The organism is Acetobacterium tundrae (assembly GCF_008086615.1).
Lineage (GTDB): Bacteria > Bacillota > Clostridia > Eubacteriales > Eubacteriaceae > Acetobacterium > Acetobacterium tundrae.
The window spans coordinates 65,161-82,643 of sequence record NZ_RXYB01000007.1; the positions used below are offsets into that span (position 1 = coordinate 65,161).

14 protein-coding genes are annotated in these 17,483 nt (G+C 40.6%); 5 read left to right on the top strand and 9 right to left on the bottom strand.

The window, feature by feature from the left end; genetic code table 11:
* Positions 1–86: 86 nt before the first annotated feature.
* The 5 genes from FZC40_RS07510 to FZC40_RS07530 form a co-directional block, all read right to left on the bottom strand.
* Positions 87–1,439 (bottom strand): MFS transporter, encoded by a 1,353-nt coding sequence (locus FZC40_RS07510; protein ID WP_148603289.1) that lies wholly within the window; start codon positions 1,437–1,439, stop codon positions 87–89.
* A gap of 269 nt (positions 1,440–1,708) precedes the next feature.
* Entirely contained in the window at positions 1,709–2,335 is a 627-nt protein-coding gene (locus FZC40_RS07515; protein WP_148603290.1) for a GyrI-like domain-containing protein, read from the bottom strand.
* Positions 2,336–2,350: 15 nt separating this feature from the next.
* Positions 2,351–2,812: a GyrI-like domain-containing protein gene (locus tag FZC40_RS07520; protein ID WP_148603291.1), complete on the bottom strand. Its 462-nt coding sequence runs from the start codon at positions 2,810–2,812 to the stop codon at positions 2,351–2,353.
* Between the two features lie 65 nt (positions 2,813–2,877).
* Complete coding sequence (locus FZC40_RS07525; RefSeq protein ID WP_148603292.1) at positions 2,878–3,783, bottom strand: helix-turn-helix transcriptional regulator; 906 nt, start codon at positions 3,781–3,783, stop codon at positions 2,878–2,880.
* A 230-nt stretch (positions 3,784–4,013) separates the two neighbouring features.
* Positions 4,014–4,952 carry a substrate-binding domain-containing protein gene (locus tag FZC40_RS07530; RefSeq protein WP_148603293.1) on the bottom strand — a complete coding sequence of 313 codons (939 nt, stop codon included), beginning with the start codon at positions 4,950–4,952 and terminating at the stop codon, positions 4,014–4,016.
* A 223-nt stretch (positions 4,953–5,175) separates the two neighbouring features.
* Between FZC40_RS07530 and FZC40_RS07535 the strand changes: the two genes are divergently transcribed.
* A complete protein-coding gene (locus FZC40_RS07535; protein ID WP_148603294.1) occupies positions 5,176–6,237 on the top strand; it encodes an AbrB family transcriptional regulator in 1,062 nt (353 codons plus the stop codon).
* Between the two features lies 1 nt (position 6,238).
* The gene (locus FZC40_RS07540; protein ID WP_148603295.1) at positions 6,239–7,252 is read left to right on the top strand and encodes a type I glyceraldehyde-3-phosphate dehydrogenase; all 1,014 of its coding nucleotides are present in this window, start codon (positions 6,239–6,241) and stop codon (positions 7,250–7,252) included.
* Between the two features lie 75 nt (positions 7,253–7,327).
* Here the strand turns inward: FZC40_RS07540 and FZC40_RS07545 are convergent, their stop codons facing one another.
* Both FZC40_RS07545 and FZC40_RS07550 read right to left on the bottom strand, forming a co-directional pair.
* Positions 7,328–7,657, bottom strand: coding sequence for a DUF2325 domain-containing protein (locus tag FZC40_RS07545; protein ID WP_148603296.1), 330 nt, complete (start codon positions 7,655–7,657; stop codon positions 7,328–7,330).
* A 352-nt stretch (positions 7,658–8,009) separates the two neighbouring features.
* Positions 8,010–9,146 carry a baeRF3 domain-containing protein gene (locus FZC40_RS07550; protein ID WP_148603297.1) on the bottom strand — a complete coding sequence of 379 codons (1,137 nt, stop codon included), beginning with the start codon at positions 9,144–9,146 and terminating at the stop codon, positions 8,010–8,012.
* A gap of 495 nt (positions 9,147–9,641) precedes the next feature.
* On the opposite strand from FZC40_RS07550, the gene FZC40_RS07555 reads away from it, so the two are divergent.
* The 3 genes from FZC40_RS07555 to FZC40_RS07565 all read left to right on the top strand — a co-directional run bounded on the left by FZC40_RS07555 (position 9,642) and on the right by FZC40_RS07565 (position 14,112).
* Positions 9,642–11,039 (top strand): aspartate ammonia-lyase, encoded by a 1,398-nt coding sequence (locus FZC40_RS07555; protein ID WP_148603298.1) that lies wholly within the window; start codon positions 9,642–9,644, stop codon positions 11,037–11,039.
* 5 nt (positions 11,040–11,044) lie between these two features.
* Positions 11,045–12,289 carry a [FeFe] hydrogenase H-cluster maturation GTPase HydF gene (gene hydF / locus FZC40_RS07560; protein WP_207706705.1) on the top strand — a complete coding sequence of 415 codons (1,245 nt, stop codon included), beginning with the start codon at positions 11,045–11,047 and terminating at the stop codon, positions 12,287–12,289.
* 188 nt (positions 12,290–12,477) lie between these two features.
* Complete coding sequence (locus tag FZC40_RS07565) at positions 12,478–14,112, top strand: class I adenylate-forming enzyme family protein (protein WP_148603299.1); 1,635 nt, start codon at positions 12,478–12,480, stop codon at positions 14,110–14,112.
* Between the two features lie 73 nt (positions 14,113–14,185).
* Here the strand turns inward: FZC40_RS07565 and FZC40_RS07570 are convergent, their stop codons facing one another.
* Positions 14,186–16,159, bottom strand: coding sequence for an NAD(P)/FAD-dependent oxidoreductase (locus FZC40_RS07570; RefSeq protein WP_148603300.1), 1,974 nt, complete (start codon positions 16,157–16,159; stop codon positions 14,186–14,188).
* Between the two features lie 55 nt (positions 16,160–16,214).
* On the bottom strand, positions 16,215–17,375 hold the full coding sequence (locus FZC40_RS07575) for an iron-containing alcohol dehydrogenase (protein WP_148603301.1): 1,161 nt from the start codon (positions 17,373–17,375) through the stop codon (positions 16,215–16,217).
* Positions 17,376–17,483 lie beyond the last annotated feature (108 nt).

Here is a 17,483-nt window from a genome sequence, read left to right on the forward strand (position 1 = left end):
CGCTCATACCAGTAACTGATGTTGTTGTTATCTTAAAATCTTACTTTTACACTTCATCTGCAGTTTCTTTTAAACATTCAACTATTTCATGTCAAACTTGTGTCTCCACTAATTTCTTCCAATGATTTTCCCATCGTCTCTTTTCCAAATAAGATAACGACCAGTGTGACAATTGCAAATACCAATGTCAGCATGATGAACACATTTCGATAGCCAATATCGGTTCCATAGTAGTTGTAGATAACCGGTACAATAAAAGGCGCTATGAATGCCCCAATTCGTCCGAATGCGGCTGCCCATCCAGATCCGGCAGCTCTAAATAAAGTTGGATAGACTTCCGGTGTGTAGGCGTAAACACATCCCCAGGCACCTAAACTGAAGAAATAAAGCATTGAACCAAACATTAATATTTGTTCTACGCTTCCGGCCTGTCCGAATAACCATGCTGACAATGCCGTTCCGGCAAAGTAAATCGCCAGCACTTTTTTTCGGCCCACTTTTTCAACCAGATAAGCGGCGCTAAAATATCCCGGGAGCTGAGCCAAGCACATGATTAGTGTAAATTCAAAACTTTTTGTAAGATCAAACCCTCTCGCCACAAGAAGAGAAGGTGTCCATAAAACAAAACCATAATATCCAAAGTTAATGCCAAACCATATGACCCATAATACAATTGTAGAACGGATATATTTTTTTGACCATAAATCGAAAAATGATGTCTTTATATTATTATCGGTCCTTTCTTCTGTTTGGTCACTTTTTGCCTGACTGGTGATATTTGCCTGTTTTTCCATCTTCATCACCAAATCTTCAGCTTCATTTGTTTTTCCGACTGATTGCAGATAACGTGGCGATTCAGGAACAGCCATTCGGAAGAAGGCCGCAAAAAGTGCCGGAACTCCGCCAACAAAGAATGCTATCCGCCATCCATATATCGGAATAAGCATATATGCCACAAAGGCAGCAATGATCCAGCCCCAGGCCCAGAAGCTTTCTAATAAAATAACATTTCTGCCTCGTATTTTTGTTGGAGAATACTCACTTACCAAGGTCGATGCGGCAGGCAATTCACCGCCAAGACCGAAACCGGTTAAAAATCTTAAAATTAATAGCATTGTAAAATTGACCGCAAAACCGGAAAGAATACTGGCGATACCATAAATAACCAAAGTCCACATGATTACGGATTTTCTGCCCCATTTATCCGCTGCCATTCCCGACAGTGCGGCACCTAAAATCATGCCAAGCATGCCAATACTGCCCAGCAATCCGATTTGGCCAGTGCTCAGTACCCACTCCTTGCCGATGGCAGCCATAACACCTGATACCATCCCCTGATCCATAGCATCAAACATCCAGCCAATACCCGTTAAAAGCAAAATTTTCTTTAACATAGGTGTCATCGGCAGTTGATCAATACGTGAAGCAATGTTTATCATTATTCGTTAACCTCCTTATAAATTAATCTGACGTTATTATAGCATATTTTTTTGTTTTTTTACACCTGTCTTTTCAGCTGCTATAAAATTTATAGAAAACAAACTCAAATATTTGTCTTATCTTTCCCAAACATAGTCTTCAACCAAATATAAACCTTTTTTTCTTATCACTTTCGCACAAAGAAAGTGCGCCATAAAGAACCAGTAACTCTTGTTCTCTATGACGCATCTTATCTTAAAATTATGTAAAGACAAAAATTCTTATTAATTCATTTTCCAGCTTTCACTGAATACCTTAATACGGTTTTTAATTTTTCTTTGTCAGTTTTTCTTGCATCGGTAATATATATTTCCCGATGTGTCAGTTGTGCTCTCACTAATCCCTTTTCTTTACAGAATTCTGCCATTTTTCCAAAACTAGCCGGTTCATCGTCATAAGAGCCTTTGTGCAAAATCTGGACGGACAAGCCGTCTTCAATGATTTTAAATCTCACCTTATCCAGCAAAGGGTGTTGCTTCTTCTTTTTGACTTGATTAATTATCTCCGCAGCAAGATCTTGAGTAACAAAGTCCGGCTGGCGGATCATTATTTGATAGACAAGCTCATCTTTATTAAAGACATTTGTTTTTTTCGCTTCATCGCTTAAATCCCAGATGCCCTCAAGCGGGTAGATACTGTAATCAAAATAGCCGTCAGGAATTGTTCCTTTTTTTGGCAGCATCTTAACTCCATATGACAAGGCGTACAGCACCCCAATTGCCGTTGCAAATTCTTCGTCATTAGGATTTCCTTTTCCTTCAATGACATAAAAACTGAAACCCGGAACATCAATTACTTCAGGCTCTGCTTTAGGCAAATATATTGACTTCTCCTGTTTCTTCCACTCATGTTTCATAGCATCATGCTCCAATTATTCGTTGATAGAAATATAAACATGTATTTCTGAATTTTCCATATCCCCTCCGGCTTGGTACTCTTCAAAGTCACAACCAAATTTTCGATTAAGATCCATTCCCCATAACTTAGTCCAAAAATCTGCTACAGCATTTTGAGCATGTCCCCGAACCACAAACTTTGCATATTTTCCTGCATCAATGGTTTTTGCATCTAAGTCAGTCGGCAATTCCTTGATTTCAGAAACTTCACAGCAGACTGTTACATCATAGGCATCGCTGGCCCCGTCGTTATAGTTCGAATACAGTCCGATACTGCAATCGTTATTTTTGTCTGGAATCGATCCGTAAACCCCTTCTCCATAAAACTTCTGCCATAAACCGCCGATGGTCTTTGTCATGTTCTCATCTTGATTGCTCGTTCGCGCCGTTAAGCCCACAACCTTCTTTTCTTTTAGTTCAACTACTTCATAATTCATTCTGTACACCTCATTCATTTAATGAACTCAGTTTAGCACAGCTAATGTGACACCAGCATGTCATATTATAAATACTTTTTCAGCGCTTTTTCATATTTTTCCGCAATTTTCTTTTTCATCCGTTCCGGTTCCAGCACCTCAACGCGTTCCCCATAGGACATCAGATAACCGTAAACCCAATTGCCCTCAGGCATACAGGTCTTAACGATAAAGCTTCCGTCCGGATTTATCTTAATGTCTTCTGCCGAAAACTCATCATACAGACGATAGGCCATCTCCGCATCAAACTTCAATACCAGGTTGACAGTCCGACTCTCATAGCCGCTGTCTGTTTCCGTCCAGATGTTTTCAGGTGTCGCCCTTTCAAACGTCTCATCTTTCATGCTGATATTTCTGATCCGAGTTATTTTGAAAATTCGATAGTCACATTTCAACCTGCAGTACCCATATAAATACCAGCTTTGTCCTTTAAACATCAGTTTTAACGGTTCCATTAATCGCGTTGATTTTTCTCCGTAAGAACTGTAATAATCAAAGTCCAGTACTTTTTTATCCAAAATTCCCGTCTTTATTAGTTTGAACTTTTCTTTTTCCATTTCGTCGCTGCCCCAGTGTGAAAAATCCACATCAATCCAATTTGAACTGTTTTTATTAAACAGTGTTGCCATTTTGTTCAATATCGGATCAACGTTGCTACCATTAAGGGCATTCAAACTTTGAAGCGCAGAAATAATTTCATTTTGTTCGGTATCCGAAAGGATCGATTTGTTAAAAACAAACTCCGAAAGGATACTGATCCCTCCACCTTTCCCCTTCGTAGTATAAATGGGAATGCCAGTCTGACTCAGAATTTCCACATCCCGATAAATAGTCCGTTGTGAAACCTCGAAGTGTTCAGAAAGCTCCCGAGCCGTCACTGTTTTTTTATCTAATAAAATATATACTATTTCGAATAATCGATTGATCTGCATTTTCATCACCCACGATATTATATTACATTGCTAGGACACCGAGTTCGTAAAAAGAACAAAGAGGTCTTTCAGGAAATCAACAGTAGCTGCTGCAAAAGCAGTCAGCAGTGTGATCCCTGTATAATCTGGCAATCCCTCTTCAATTTGATATTCATATAAGAATTATAGTATCGGCATCTTAATTCAAATATCCGAAAATTTTCAATGTTTTTACTTCCAAACAAAACTTACTAAGTTTCAATCACAATTTGACCCATATGACTGGCATCATAACCTCCAATTTTATCAAATTCTTTTTTAAACTCATTCGATCGAATAATTTTTAGCATTATATTCACTTCTGGGGTGTTCCAAATCGATTTTTTTATTACCAAATCATAGTGTTCTTTCTGCATTGGTATAAAATCAATATTATCAACTTGCCGGGCTATTTTTTCATTTCCGACTCCGACATCGACCTCACCTCGACCGACAGCACTGGCCACAGTCAAATGAGAGGATGTTTCATTTTGGTAACCATTTACTGTGTTACTGTCAATTTCAAGCAACCGTAGATGTTCATCCAATAAGACTCTAGAACCTGCCCCTTTTTCACGATTGATAATCGAAATATCCTCACGTCCTAAATCTGACCACTCTTTGATCATTTTAGGATTCCCCTGTTTTACATAAAACCCTTGCATACGACCAATTAGATGAACAACGATGCAAGGTATTCCCGGTAAAAATCTCCGAACATAAGATACATTATATTCATCCAAATCACTGTCCCACAAATGTGCAGAAGCAACTTGAACTTTATCTTGATAGAGGGAAAGCAAACTTTCAAAACTGCCTATGTAAGCACGCAAAGCAGGTACTCCGTTAAGACGGAGATAATTTGACAATACATCCAGAATTAAATCCTGACCACAGATAATAAAACTCCGTTCACTTTGTAATCTGCTGAAAACAAGCTCTTCATTAGCAAAACTTTTCTTCAAAAATCCATCCTGCTGATTTCTGGCTTTTCCAATATAGAAATCAATATCCTCCTGGGTAAATCGTATCTTTCGGCCAATCTTATAATAATTGATTTCATCTTGATGGATCAATTTGTAAATTGTGCTCTTACTCACATGAAGCATATCCGCAACCTGTTGGGTTGAAAACGCCTTTTCCTTTTCCATACATTTTTCCTCACTTTAAGCTTTATGTTATTTCGTACTATTTCGTATTATTTCGTGCGTTTCATGTATTTCCATTTTATAATACACCATATTTTATTGTTTTTCAATAAATTAGATGCTAAAATAGCAGATATTTGCTCATTAGAGTGCTTACAAAATCCATCTTATATATCATTTAACATTATTTCATTGTATTTAATATCAGTATTGGAGGCAAAAGTAGGTGTTTAATCTTTTACTCACATTGTTATTCGGTGGCGTCCTGGGTTTTATTTTCAACAAGTTAAAAGTGCCTAGTGGCTTTTTGATTGGTTCGATGATCGGTGCAGCAACATTGAATATTTTCTTTGCTTCTGCTTATATGCCAAATCAAACAAAAATTATTGTGCAAATTATTGCCGGTGCGTTCATTGGCTGCATTATGGAGAAAAGTGATGTAAAGCGTTTACCTCAAATTTGGAAACCGACCATGATCATGCTGATGGCTTTGCTTATTTTAAATCTGACTGCGGGGTTTTTAATTTATTATACGAGTCCTTTGGATTTAACAACCTCACTCATGTCCGTTGTCCCCGGTGGAATCAGTGACACCCCAATCATAGCCGTTGCTATGGGAGCTGATGGACCCAAAGTTGCCGTTATGCAATTGGCCCGTCAAATTCTCGGTATCGCTGTATTACCTGGTCTTATCTTTGCATGGGATCAACGCAGCAAAAAAAATAATGCTCTAGCAACCAGAGAAGCTTATACTAAAAAGCGCCAGAAATCGAAAACAAAGTCCTGGCAGGCGTTTCTTTGTACATTAGCAGTCGCCTCAATTTTCGGTCTTTTAGGAAATACCTCCGGCTTACCATCTGCTACTTTTGTATTTCCAATTATCTCGGTGTTGGTTCTAAAATTATTTTTTGACTTTGCTTACATTCCACGCTGGGCCAAAAAAATCGCCCAGGTGCTCAGTGGTTGTTATCTAGGCAGTACAGTCAGTAGTTCCAATATCTTGGAATTACGATATCTGCTGTTACCATTGTTCATTGTTGTTGTCGGATACACGGTAAACTGTTTTTTAACAGGCAAGCTGATCAGTCATACCTGCCATTTCACTCAAAAAGAAGCGATGCTGATCACCACTCCTGCAGGCGCATCGGATATGGCCCTTATATCGGCAGATCTCGGCGTCGAAAATACCGATATTATTATTTTACAAGTCGTGAGAGCCGTCGTCGTTATGACGCTTTTCCCACAAATCATCGGTTTAATTTTACGTTTTGCACAAGGAGGACTATAAAATGACCGTTAGAATTGCAATTAATGGATTTGGCAGGATTGGCAGGATGACTTTTCGACAATTATATTCGTTAGCAGAATTTGAAATTGCCGCAATCAATGATATTGTCTCACCGGATTTGTCTGCATATTTATTAAAATTTGACACCACACAAGGGAAGTTCGATTTAGCAGATTATGTTGATTCAGGAGACAATTATATTTCAGTGGACGATATTAAAATTCCGTTTTTTCAAGAACAAGATGCTTCTAGACTACCATGGAAAAATTTGAATATCGATATTGTCCTGGAATGCTCAGGTGCTTATCTTTCCAAAGAGAAATCACAAGCTCATTTGGCTGCCGGTGCCAAACATGTTGTGATATCTGCTCCAGCAGGAACTGATATTCCCACGATTGTCTTTGGGGTGAATGAAAACACGCTTTCAACTGAAGATAAGATTATTTCAGGCGCTTCCTGTTCAACAAATGCTTTAGCTCCTATGGTTAAAATTCTCAATGACTATGCAACGATCAAGAGTGGCATGATGCTAGTAGTACATGGTTATACTTCTACCCAGATGCTTTTGGACAATGCACAGAAAAAAGGAAATTTCAGAAGATCAAGAGCTGCCGCTGATAATATTATCCCTACCACAGCAGAAGCTGCAAAAGCAGTCGGAAGAGTGATCCCTGAATTAAATGGGAAACTTTTTGGTTCAGCCGTCAGGGTACCTGTTCCAGTGGGGTGCCTGATTACCTTTACTGCTGTCGTTATGGGATCAAATATAACTGCCAATGATATTAACAAAACCATGAAATCATCAGCCACTGAAATCTTCGGTTATACTGAAGAAGAGTATGTTTCCTCCGATATTGTTGGCAACACTTTTGCTTCTATTTTCGATTCCTCACAAACACTGGTCAGCAAAATCAGTAATAATGAGTATCAAGTGCGTATTGCCGCATGGTTTGATAATGAAAATTCATTTGTTAGTCAATTGGTAAGACTTATACAATACTATTCTAATTTATAAAACAAACCATTCCTATAAAAATAGGCCTGATCATTTTCTGAATTTAAATTGACAACCGGCTTTAATTTTTAGGAATCAATGAATTTTTCCTTGATTATAATGCTGACACTCAACACAATTTTTGCCTGAACAGTAATCTGCCAAAATGTTGTTTAAAGCGCAGGCACTGCTGCTATGAGAATACACAATTTGAGCGCCCGATTTTTCACCGCTTTTTATTGCATTATGAACCATCTTATGTGAAACCGTGTTCGTAAAAAGAACCAGGAGGTCTGGACTTCCAATCATGTTTTTCATGTCCCCAGGCATTTGTGTGAAAACCTTCACTTTGCATTTATATTGTTTGCAAATTTCTTTATATGTACAAACCATCCGATCATGGCCTCCAACAATTACTACACTCATATCAAATCACTGAAAATGGCACTTCTCATATCAACAATAACTTCTATAAATTAATACCATATTTTTATAAAAGTAAAGTCACTTGAAATTTCAAAAACTCTGATTATCCAATTGTTAATAACAATTGGTGCCATAATTTCTTCCTCCTTCTTTTTATTTTATTCATATTATTCTTATATGTTTAATATATATTAACATGTCTTCTAGCTACCGTCAATATTTTTATTAATCTTTTTATTGTTCTCTTGATCAGTTATTTCAAAATAAATAAAAAGGATTAGCTCTTTTCTATAGAAACTAATCCTTACCTATTATCTGACATCTGACAACAACATTCAATTTTAAAATGATTTTAAAACCGATATACCGCAGCTATGTCTCTTTCAGTTGGCATTTCTCCTTTTTCCATGATGACAACTTCTCCGCCCCGGCTAAGAACCGCCTCGGCCATATCATCATAAATATCGCCAATGTAATGATCCGCTGATTTGCCCTCTATAATGGTGCCGTGGTTGCTATCGAATCTTCCTGGATGGACTTTATCTTCCTCTAAATAGAGCGCTCCAACCCGGTTATCGGTAATTGCTCTGGCAATTTGAACAACATCGTCAGATCCCATATCTTTTGAATGTGCTTGAGTAAATGCTTCCATTCGCTCTTTCACTTCTTTTTTTAAAATCACTTTCATAATATCCTGAACCTTATCATGAAGTGTTTTTTCATCCATCGAATCAATATCACTTTTGATACCTTCATTAATGATGTATGAGTTTTTTGATGACTTTCGGAATTCTCCCTGATGTTCATCTAAGCCAACGAGAATCAACGGTACTTTGTAACGATTTGAATATTGCTCTTGAACAAAGGCATCAGCGTGACGAAAAAACCGCTCCTGATCCATGTTTCTCTCATCTTTTGCACCTCCATGTCCGCGATAAACAGATTCTCCTCCGCTTACTCTGGAAACACTTTGATAACGAGATGTTATTTCCGATCCCAAAACCCCTTCCATCGTTGAGTCTTTTTCATCTAAATGAATTTTGTGCATGCCATAACGATCTGCTTCATAGAGAGTAAAACTATCCCGATTGAGGCCAAGAACATGATAGCGGCCATTCAACTGGTAACTTTTCAATATCGGTTTTATATAAAAACTATCTGCAACGATGGTTCGATTGGTTACACTAATCGGCAGTTTGTATACTATACATTCTTCTTCATCTGCCAAGATAGCCATGCCTTCTGTGGCACCTTCCCAGAACAAAGCATCATCCTCCATTTGTTTAAAAAGCGAAAACAGATCTCTAAACCCTCTCACTTCCTCATGTTTTATAGACTCCTGCGCTTCTCTCACAAGATTTTTAAAATAGATGGGATTTTCAAGGCGATCTGGTTTTTTTATTTTGGTGTCAATATAAATAGAAATCACCGGGCTTTTTCCTTTTTCCATAATAGAATGAGGAAATTCTTTGACAATTTGGTATTTCATAATATTAATCCTCCTCTCTGGTTGTGTAATACGTATTTACCCATTTTATTGCTATAATCACACAAACAGCCGTGCTCTTTAATACTTTTATTTTTTATCTTCTGGTTTTGTCAGCAAGGTTGAAATAAATATCTTTCCTCTTCATTCCAGCAAAATCATCTATCTTGACCTGATGAATTTCACCTCTGTTTTTTCTGATTATGAACAGCTCATGAAAATAGCACAAAATAGTATCATAAAGCTTCTTTGACAAACGTGAAAAACAATGCTAAGATAGTGCCAACAATTAACTGTAAACGTTAATAAAACTTTGTGCCTGATCACAGGAAACTGTTCTCCGGCATGAAGCTTGTCATATTTATCCTAACCGAAAAGATTTTTCTGACCGGAAAGGTGCGCATTTGGCAAAGTGTGTAATTTTTGCTCTTACGCTCTCTTTCTGTCTATTTTCAGAAGGAGAGCTTTTATTTTTTGAAATTTTGAAATGAGGAAAAAATGCGAATAGAACATGATTTACTAGGAGAACTTGAAATAGAAGATAATGCCTATTACGGCATTCACACAGTTCGGGCTTTACAGAATTTTCATATAACCGGTATTCCCATCCACAAAGAACTCGTGGAAGCTTTGGTCACCATTAAAAAAGCAGCCGCCATCACCAATCGCAATATTAAGTCCCTGGATGAAAACGTGGCGGAAGCCATTATTCTGGCGTGTGATGAAATTCTGGCGGGCGCTTTTAGAGATCAGTTTGTGGTGGACTGCATGCAGGGCGGTGCCGGCACCTCTGCTAATATGAATGTCAATGAAGTCATTGCCAACAGAGCCATTGAGCATTTAGGCGGAAAGAAAGGGGATTACCATCTGATCCATCCACTGGATCATGTGAACATGCATCAATCCACCAATGATGTTTTTCCCACTGCCGTCCGTATTGCTGCCATCCGCCTTTTAAAACCGGTCACTGAGTCTTTTGCCAATCTTCAAACGGCACTTCAGGAAAAAGAAGAAACGTTTTCAAGAATCATCAAGGCCGGACGAACCCAATTACAGGATGCCGTTCCCGTCACTCTTGGTCAGGAATTCGGTGCCTGGGCTCAAGCCATTTCACGAGATCGCTGGCGTCTTTACAAAGCGGAAGAACGGCTGCGCCAGGTAAACATCGGCGGAACTGCCATCGGAACCGGACTGAATGCCCCTCGCTCCTACATCTTCACCATGATCGAACGCCTTCGGGACCTGACTGGTATCAGTCTTGCTCGGACCGATTATATGATGGATCCTACCCAGAACTGCGACGTCTTTGTAGAAGTTTCCGGACTCTTAAAAACAGCGGCCGTGAACCTTTCGAAAATAGCCAATGATTTACGGCTTCTGTCTTCCGGACCCTACACCGGCATTGGCGAAATCACGTTGCCGCCCGTTCAGGCGGGATCTTCTATCATGCCTGGGAAAATCAACCCCGTGATTCCTGAAGCCGTCAATCAGGCCGCTTTTCAAATTATGGCCAATGACATGGCCATCACGCTGGCCGCCATGTCCGGGCAGTTGGAACTCAATGCTTTTTTACCGGTGCTCTCCAAAAATCTGTTTGAAGCACTGGACATTTTAAAAAACATCCTGCCCTTGTTTACCGAACGGTGCATTGAAGGGATCGTGGCTAATGCCGATGTCTGTCGGCGAAATTTGGACAACAGTACCGTGATGCTTACTGCTCTGACTAACTATATCGGCTATGACAAAGCAACTGAAGCGGCATTATTATTAAAAGAAACTGGAAAATCAATTAAGGAAATCATTATCGAAAACAACTGGATGGATGAAAAATTATTGGATGATCTCTTAAGACCTGAACGTCTGACATCACCCAGCTCAAATAAGGAAGGAAAATAGAAATCATGAATAGTATGAACGAAACACCCATGGCCAACAGAATGGCAATTGGTCTTTTTGGAAAACGAAACGCGGGAAAATCTTCACTCATTAATGCTTTAACGGATCAGCCTGTTGCCGTTATATCCGATGTCGCCGGGACAACAACCGATCCGGTTTATAAAACCATGGAGCTTTTACCCATTGGGCCGGTTGTTTTTATTGATACCGCCGGTTTAGACGACTCCGGTGAACTGGGACTGCTTCGCATTGAAAAAACATATGAGGTCCTGCGAAAATGCAATTTTGCTATTGTCGTCGCCGATATTGAAACCGGGATTACCGATTTTGAAAAAGACTTTATCGATCAACTCGCGCAACGAAAAATTCCCAGCGTCTTTGTCTTAAACAAGTGTGATAAAGGCACCCCCACATCTGAAGAAATCGAGATATTACAAAAATCGATTAAAATTCCGCTCTCATTTACCAGCGTTTATGACGGCACCGGCATCAAAGCCCTGAAAAAGAAAATCATTGATCATGCCAATTATGAAGATGTCGAGCCAGCCCTGGTCGGAGACCTCATTGATTCTGGCGACATGGTTGTACTCGTGACGCCAATTGATAAATCAGCACCAAAGGGACGTCTCATCCTTCCCCAGCAGCAAACCATACGGGATATCATCGAAAAAGATGCGATAGCCATGATCACCAAAGAACATGAACTTAAGCATACCCTGGAAAGCTTAAAGACCCCTCCGGCCCTGGTCATAACCGATTCCCAGGCTTTTTTAAAAGTCTCCGCCGATACCCCGCCCGAAATTCCGTTAACCTCTTTTTCAATACTATTTGCACGACAAAAAACCGATCTTGCCGAAATGGTAAAGGGCATTAAACGGATCGAGCAGCTTGTTCCCGGGGACAAGGTACTCATTGTGGAAGGATGTACCCACCATCGCCAGGCGGATGACATCGGCAAAGTGAAAATTCCCCGTTGGATCAGGCAGATTGCCGGCGGCGATATAGAATTTCATTGGGCTGCCGGCGCTCATTATCCAAAAGAGATTGACGAATACGCCGTCATTGTCCACTGTGGCGGTTGCATGCTTAATCGCCGGGAAATGCAATATCGAACCCGTACGGCAAGACAAAAAGGTGTGTATATAACAAACTATGGCATGCTGATTGCCTATGTTCAAGGAATCCTCAGTCGAGCTTTGGAGCCCTTCCCTGCCGCAAAATTAGCTTTAGAAGAAAATGATCTGGTTTAAGCCTAAATCAGCCATTTCTGATTCGTCCAAAATACAAAGATGTTTTTATAAAGAACATTAAGACAAGTGCCTCCAATGAAGTGTTTCACTTGACTTGAATATTCATCCTATAATAGAATAGAGAAATAATTGCTTTGATTCATATAGACCATAATTTTAAAAGAAACTTTTAGGAGGAACAAATAAAAATGCCGATAACGGAAATATTGTCTCAGAATGCCAAAAATTTCGGTCAGGACATCAGCCTGGTTGAAATTAATCCGGAGACATTAGAAAAACATCAGATCACCTGGAGTGAATTTGAACTGGTTGAAGCGACTTCAGGAATAAAATTTCGGAGAGAACTTTCCTGGAGCGATTTTGACAGCCAGGCAAATCAATTTGCCAATCTCCTGCTGGACAGAGGTATTAAAAAAGGGGATAAAGTCGCTATCCTATTAATGAATTGCCTGGAATGGCTGCCAATTTATTTTGGAATATTAAAAACCGGTGCCATTGTTGTTCCCCTAAACTATCGATATACTGCCGACGAGATAAAATACTGCCTGGAATTATCAGAAACTGATTTCTTGATTTTCGGCCTGGAATTCATTGACCGCATGGAAGCAATAAAGAATAACATTCCTCAAGTGGAAGCCTTATTCTTTGTTGGTAAGGATTGTCCGCCCTTTGCTGAAAGCTATGATCTTCTCTCAGTAACTTATTCAGCTGAGGCACCAAAAATAAAACTGGCGGATGAAGATGATGCCGCCCTGTATTTTTCTTCAGGCACTACCGGTTTTCCAAAAGCAATTTTGCATACCCACAGCAGTCTGATGTCGGCATGCTATACCGAAAACAATCATCACGCTCAAACAAAGGAAGACACCTTTTTATGCATTCCGCCCTTGTATCATACCGGTGCAAAAATGCATTGGTTTGGAAGTTTTTTGGTCGGCGGAAAAGCCGTTTTACTTCGTGCCGTTAAACCAAAATGGATTTTGAGAGCTGTTTCGGAAGAAAAAATTACGATTGTCTGGCTTTTGGTGCCCTGGGCCCAAGATATTCTGGATGCCATTGAAAGAGACGAATTAAAATTGGAAGATTATGATCTTGATCAGTGGCGACTGATGCACATCGGTGCTCAGCCGGTTCCGCCAAGTCTTATTCATCGTTGGAAAAAATACTTTCCAAACCATCTTTATGACACCAACTATGGCCTGAGCGAATCGATCGGACCTGGCTGTGTCCACCTGGGGACGGAAAACATACACAAGGTTGGGGCGATTGGAAAGCCTGGTTACAAATGGGAATTGATGATTGCTGACGAATCCGGATCCCCGGTTCCCCAAGGACAAGTTGGTGAACTGGTCGTTAAGGGGCCCGGCTTAATGAAATGTTACTACAACGATCCTGAAGCCACCGCGGCTGTTCTCAAAGATGGTTGGCTGTTTACCGGTGATATGGCCCGAATGGACAACGATGGCTTTGTTTATCTGGTCGACCGAAAAAAGGATGTCATTATCAGTGGCGGCGAAAATATATATCCGGTCCAGATTGAAGATTTTCTCCATGGCCATGAAGCAATCAAAGATGTTGCAGTGATTGGTTTGCCGGATCATCGACTGGGTGAAATTTCAGCAGCTATCATCGAGTTAAAGCCGGATTGTCTATGTACAAAAGAGGATATCGCAGACTTCTGTACTACGCTTCCACGCTATAAGCGCCCACGCCAGATCATATTTGATATTGTGCCAAGAAACCCAACCGGAAAAATTGAAAAACCGCGACTCCGCGAAAAATATTGTGGCGGCAGCGTCGTTGAAGCACAAACCGAAAACTAAATAATTAATTAAAACATTAAAAGGCTGCTGAAGAATCAATTGATTCTTCAGCAGCCTTTTAAATGTTTAATTTCTATAATTGATAAGCAGCTATGAATCCTGTCTTAACCGCATTTGCAATTCTTCCAACTGTTGCCGTGTCACCAATTTTCACCACTTTATCGAAGTTTTCCGCCAATTCGTCAGCCAAGGTCTGATCGGCCTTTACCCCTAAAGATAAAACGACGCAATCAACGGCTAATTCCACTTGTTCACCGTCTTCTTTTTCCAGTTTGATGGCATCCTTCGAAATTTCAACCAGCTTATGAGATGGCATAAAAACGGTTCCGAATTCGATCAAACGGGCCTGGACATCACTAAAACTCTGCCAGCTTGCATCTGGACCGATTCGATCAGCCATTTCCACTACATAAACTTCATTGTTCTGAGTTTCAAGTAATTCTGCCGTTTCAACACCGGTCATACCTGAACCGATTACGGCTACTTTCTTACCGGATAATTTTACTTTTCCACCCAGAATCTCGGTGCTGGTGCAGACATTTTTCCCATCAATACCCTTGATCGACTGAGGAACGATTGAAGCTGATCCGGTACCAACAAAAACAGCATCAGGGTTTAATCCTTTAATCACATCTATGGTTGCTGGTGTATTCAAGCGAATATCGACACCAAGTTTTTTCAGCTGAATTTCATAATATTCAATCAGCCAATTTATTTTATCTTTATGCGGTGGCTTGTTGGCAAGACACAATTGACCCCCCAGTTCATTTCCTTTTTCAAATAAAACAACCTTGAATTGTCGTTCTGCTAACGCTCTCGCCGCTTCCATTCCGGCAGGACCGCCGCCGACGACAACAACTAGACGATTATTTCCATCCTGTCGCGGATCATTGTAGAACCATTCCCGGGCCGCCCGGGCATTGATTGCACAAGCAAACGGTTCACCCTCCATCGCATTGGTAATCATGGAATCCATACAATTTAGACAGGAAATGCATCGTCGGATATCTTCAACTCGTCCTTCAGCCGTCTTCTTAACCCAATCCGGATCAGCCAGTAAGCCACGGGCAATAGTGACGCCGTCAACTTTTCCGGCGGCAATTATTTTTTCTGCAAAATCGGGATTACGGATTACGCCGACACCAAATACCGGGACATCCACGGCCTTTTTAACCGCTTCAGCCAGATATATTTTCCAGCCTTCAGGATAGGAAATTGGTTCCCAGGCGGTATTCATGGTTTCATAGATACCAGCTGATACATTAATGGCATCAAGGCCAAAAGGAACAAGATATTTGCAGATTTCCACCGCTTCATCCAATAACAATCCGTCTTCCTGGAATGGGAACATTGACTTGCGCAAAAATTCATCCGCTGAAATTCTGAGCATTACCGGATAGTCGCGACCGACACGAACCCGAATGCCTTCAATGATTTCTTTTACCACACGGGCACGATTTTCTGTGCTTCCGCCGTATTCATCCGTTCTTTTATTCGTCATCGGCGATAAAAACTGGTTAAGCATATAACCATGAGCACCATGAAGTTCAACCCCATCAATGCCAGCTTTACAGCATCGTTCTGCCGCATTGATATAATCCTGGACAAAGCTTTTTATTTCCGCATTGCTCATTGCCCGACAGTCCGCCTGAGTCAGCATGCTCTTAATGCCGCTTGGAGAAATGGTTGGCTGCCCGCCAATTGCTTCACAGGAAGTTTGTCTCCCCGGATGATGGAGTTGGATGAAGATCGCCCCATCATAAAAATGAACCGCCTTTGCCAATTTGGCAAGTCCTGGGATACAGTCATCCGTAGCCGCCGATGTTTGTCTCGGCATCATGACACCGGTGTCGTTGTTTACCCGGGTTACCTCATTGATGATAAGACCGACCCCACCTTTAGCACGTTCGGCATAATAGGCACATTCACATTCAGAAACAGTAGCGTTCTCGTTAGCTGTTCCGGAACCCATTGCCCCCATTACAACACGATTTCTGATCTTTAATGTTCCGATATTGATTGGTGATAATAAATTTTCAAAAGCCATCTGAACCTCCTAATTTTTACAACTTAGTGTTGATTTAAAAAAAATGCGGATCTCTCTATTGATACCCATCATAGATTTGTCCCAGCAATTCTGATATTTGTTCTTCTGTGACCTGAACCGGACAAAGAAAACGAAGACCCTCATTGGCTACATAATTTGTGCAGCTACCAATCTGCTCTTTTGATATTTCTAAATCTTTTAAGGTTGGAATATCCAACTGTTTCATAAACTGACGAATGTTGTCGGCAACTTGCAGACCGATTTCCTTTGAATCCGATGAATTAATGGTAAGACCCATAATTTCACCGATTTTTTTGACTTTTTCAGGATAAACGCTTGCCGTCAGTTCCAGCATGACCGGTGTTACCAGCGCACAGCAAATACCATGAGGAATATGAAACGCCGCCCCCATTGAATGGGCTGTCGCGTGTCCGAGATGAACCATTGCATCATTGAAGGCAATCCCCGCGTTATTACTTGCCAGAGCCAGATTTTCTCTTGCTTCAAGATTATTTAAGTCTTTGGCTGCAATTGGCAGCCATTTTGTAATTCTTTCAATTGAATCATAACACAGAATGTCTGAATGGGGATTGGGCTGAATACTGGTTAGCGCTTCACAGGCATGTGAAAAAGCATCCATCCCGGTATAAACTGTAACCTCCTTTGGCATCGTCAGCGCCAATTCAGGATCAACAATGGCAAAGGTCGGCGGTGCCATTGTGCCAGTTTTTTCGTGGTTTTTAGTATCGCTGATGACTGCAATAATCGTACTCTCCGAACCAGTTCCTGAAGTCGTCGGAATGAGGATGATCTTCAAAGGTGGATTTTCCACCGGCATCATTTTTTTTGAGCAGTCCAGCAATTCAGCAACAGTAATATTATTTGTTGCCAAAACACTAATTCCTTTGGCACTATCCAGGACACTTCCGCCACCGATGCCAATGATGCCATCGACACCTTCATTTTTAGCCAAGTCTGCGCCTGCCTGTACCGTGTAGTCAGGCGCATCCATCTCACAACGATTAAATAAAACGGTTTGAATACCAGCTTCTGTTAAACTGTCAATTACTTTTTGAGAATGGCCGAGTTGTTCAATGTTTTCATCCGTAACCACTAAGACCTTCTTTAAGCCTAACTCTTTTCCCACCTCTCCAGTCGTGCTGACCGCGCCTGTTCCAAAAGCCACTGGACATAATTGTGTGTATCTGCGTACCATATTAAAACCTCCATAATATAACGATAGCGACTATAAAAACTAATTGATAGTCGCATTCCTATTTCCTGTTATGAGTCTATCAATTGATAGACAGTATGTCTTCGGTGT

What these genes read in the sequence shown, in the direction of transcription:
- FZC40_RS07545 (WP_148603296.1), bottom strand. Translation starts at nt 7,657, where the DNA reads ATGAGTGTAGTAATTGTTGGAGGCCATGATCGGATGGTTTGTACATAT.
- hydF (WP_207706705.1), top strand. Translation starts at nt 11,045, where the DNA reads ATGAATAGTATGAACGAAACACCCATGGCCAACAGAATGGCAATTGGT.
- FZC40_RS07540 (WP_148603295.1), top strand. Translation starts at nt 6,239, where the DNA reads ATGACCGTTAGAATTGCAATTAATGGATTTGGCAGGATTGGCAGGATG.
- FZC40_RS07520 (WP_148603291.1), bottom strand. Translation starts at nt 2,812, where the DNA reads ATGAATTATGAAGTAGTTGAACTAAAAGAAAAGAAGGTTGTGGGCTTA.
- FZC40_RS07555 (WP_148603298.1), top strand. Translation starts at nt 9,642, where the DNA reads ATGCGAATAGAACATGATTTACTAGGAGAACTTGAAATAGAAGATAAT.
- FZC40_RS07565 (WP_148603299.1), top strand. Translation starts at nt 12,478, where the DNA reads ATGCCGATAACGGAAATATTGTCTCAGAATGCCAAAAATTTCGGTCAG.
- FZC40_RS07510 (WP_148603289.1), bottom strand. Translation starts at nt 1,439, where the DNA reads ATGATAAACATTGCTTCACGTATTGATCAACTGCCGATGACACCTATG.
- FZC40_RS07575 (WP_148603301.1), bottom strand. Translation starts at nt 17,375, where the DNA reads ATGGTACGCAGATACACACAATTATGTCCAGTGGCTTTTGGAACAGGC.
- FZC40_RS07530 (WP_148603293.1), bottom strand. Translation starts at nt 4,952, where the DNA reads ATGGAAAAGGAAAAGGCGTTTTCAACCCAACAGGTTGCGGATATGCTT.
- FZC40_RS07550 (WP_148603297.1), bottom strand. Translation starts at nt 9,146, where the DNA reads ATGAAATACCAAATTGTCAAAGAATTTCCTCATTCTATTATGGAAAAA.
- FZC40_RS07525 (WP_148603292.1), bottom strand. Translation starts at nt 3,783, where the DNA reads ATGCAGATCAATCGATTATTCGAAATAGTATATATTTTATTAGATAAA.
- FZC40_RS07570 (WP_148603300.1), bottom strand. Translation starts at nt 16,159, where the DNA reads ATGGCTTTTGAAAATTTATTATCACCAATCAATATCGGAACATTAAAG.
- FZC40_RS07515 (WP_148603290.1), bottom strand. Translation starts at nt 2,335, where the DNA reads ATGAAACATGAGTGGAAGAAACAGGAGAAGTCAATATATTTGCCTAAA.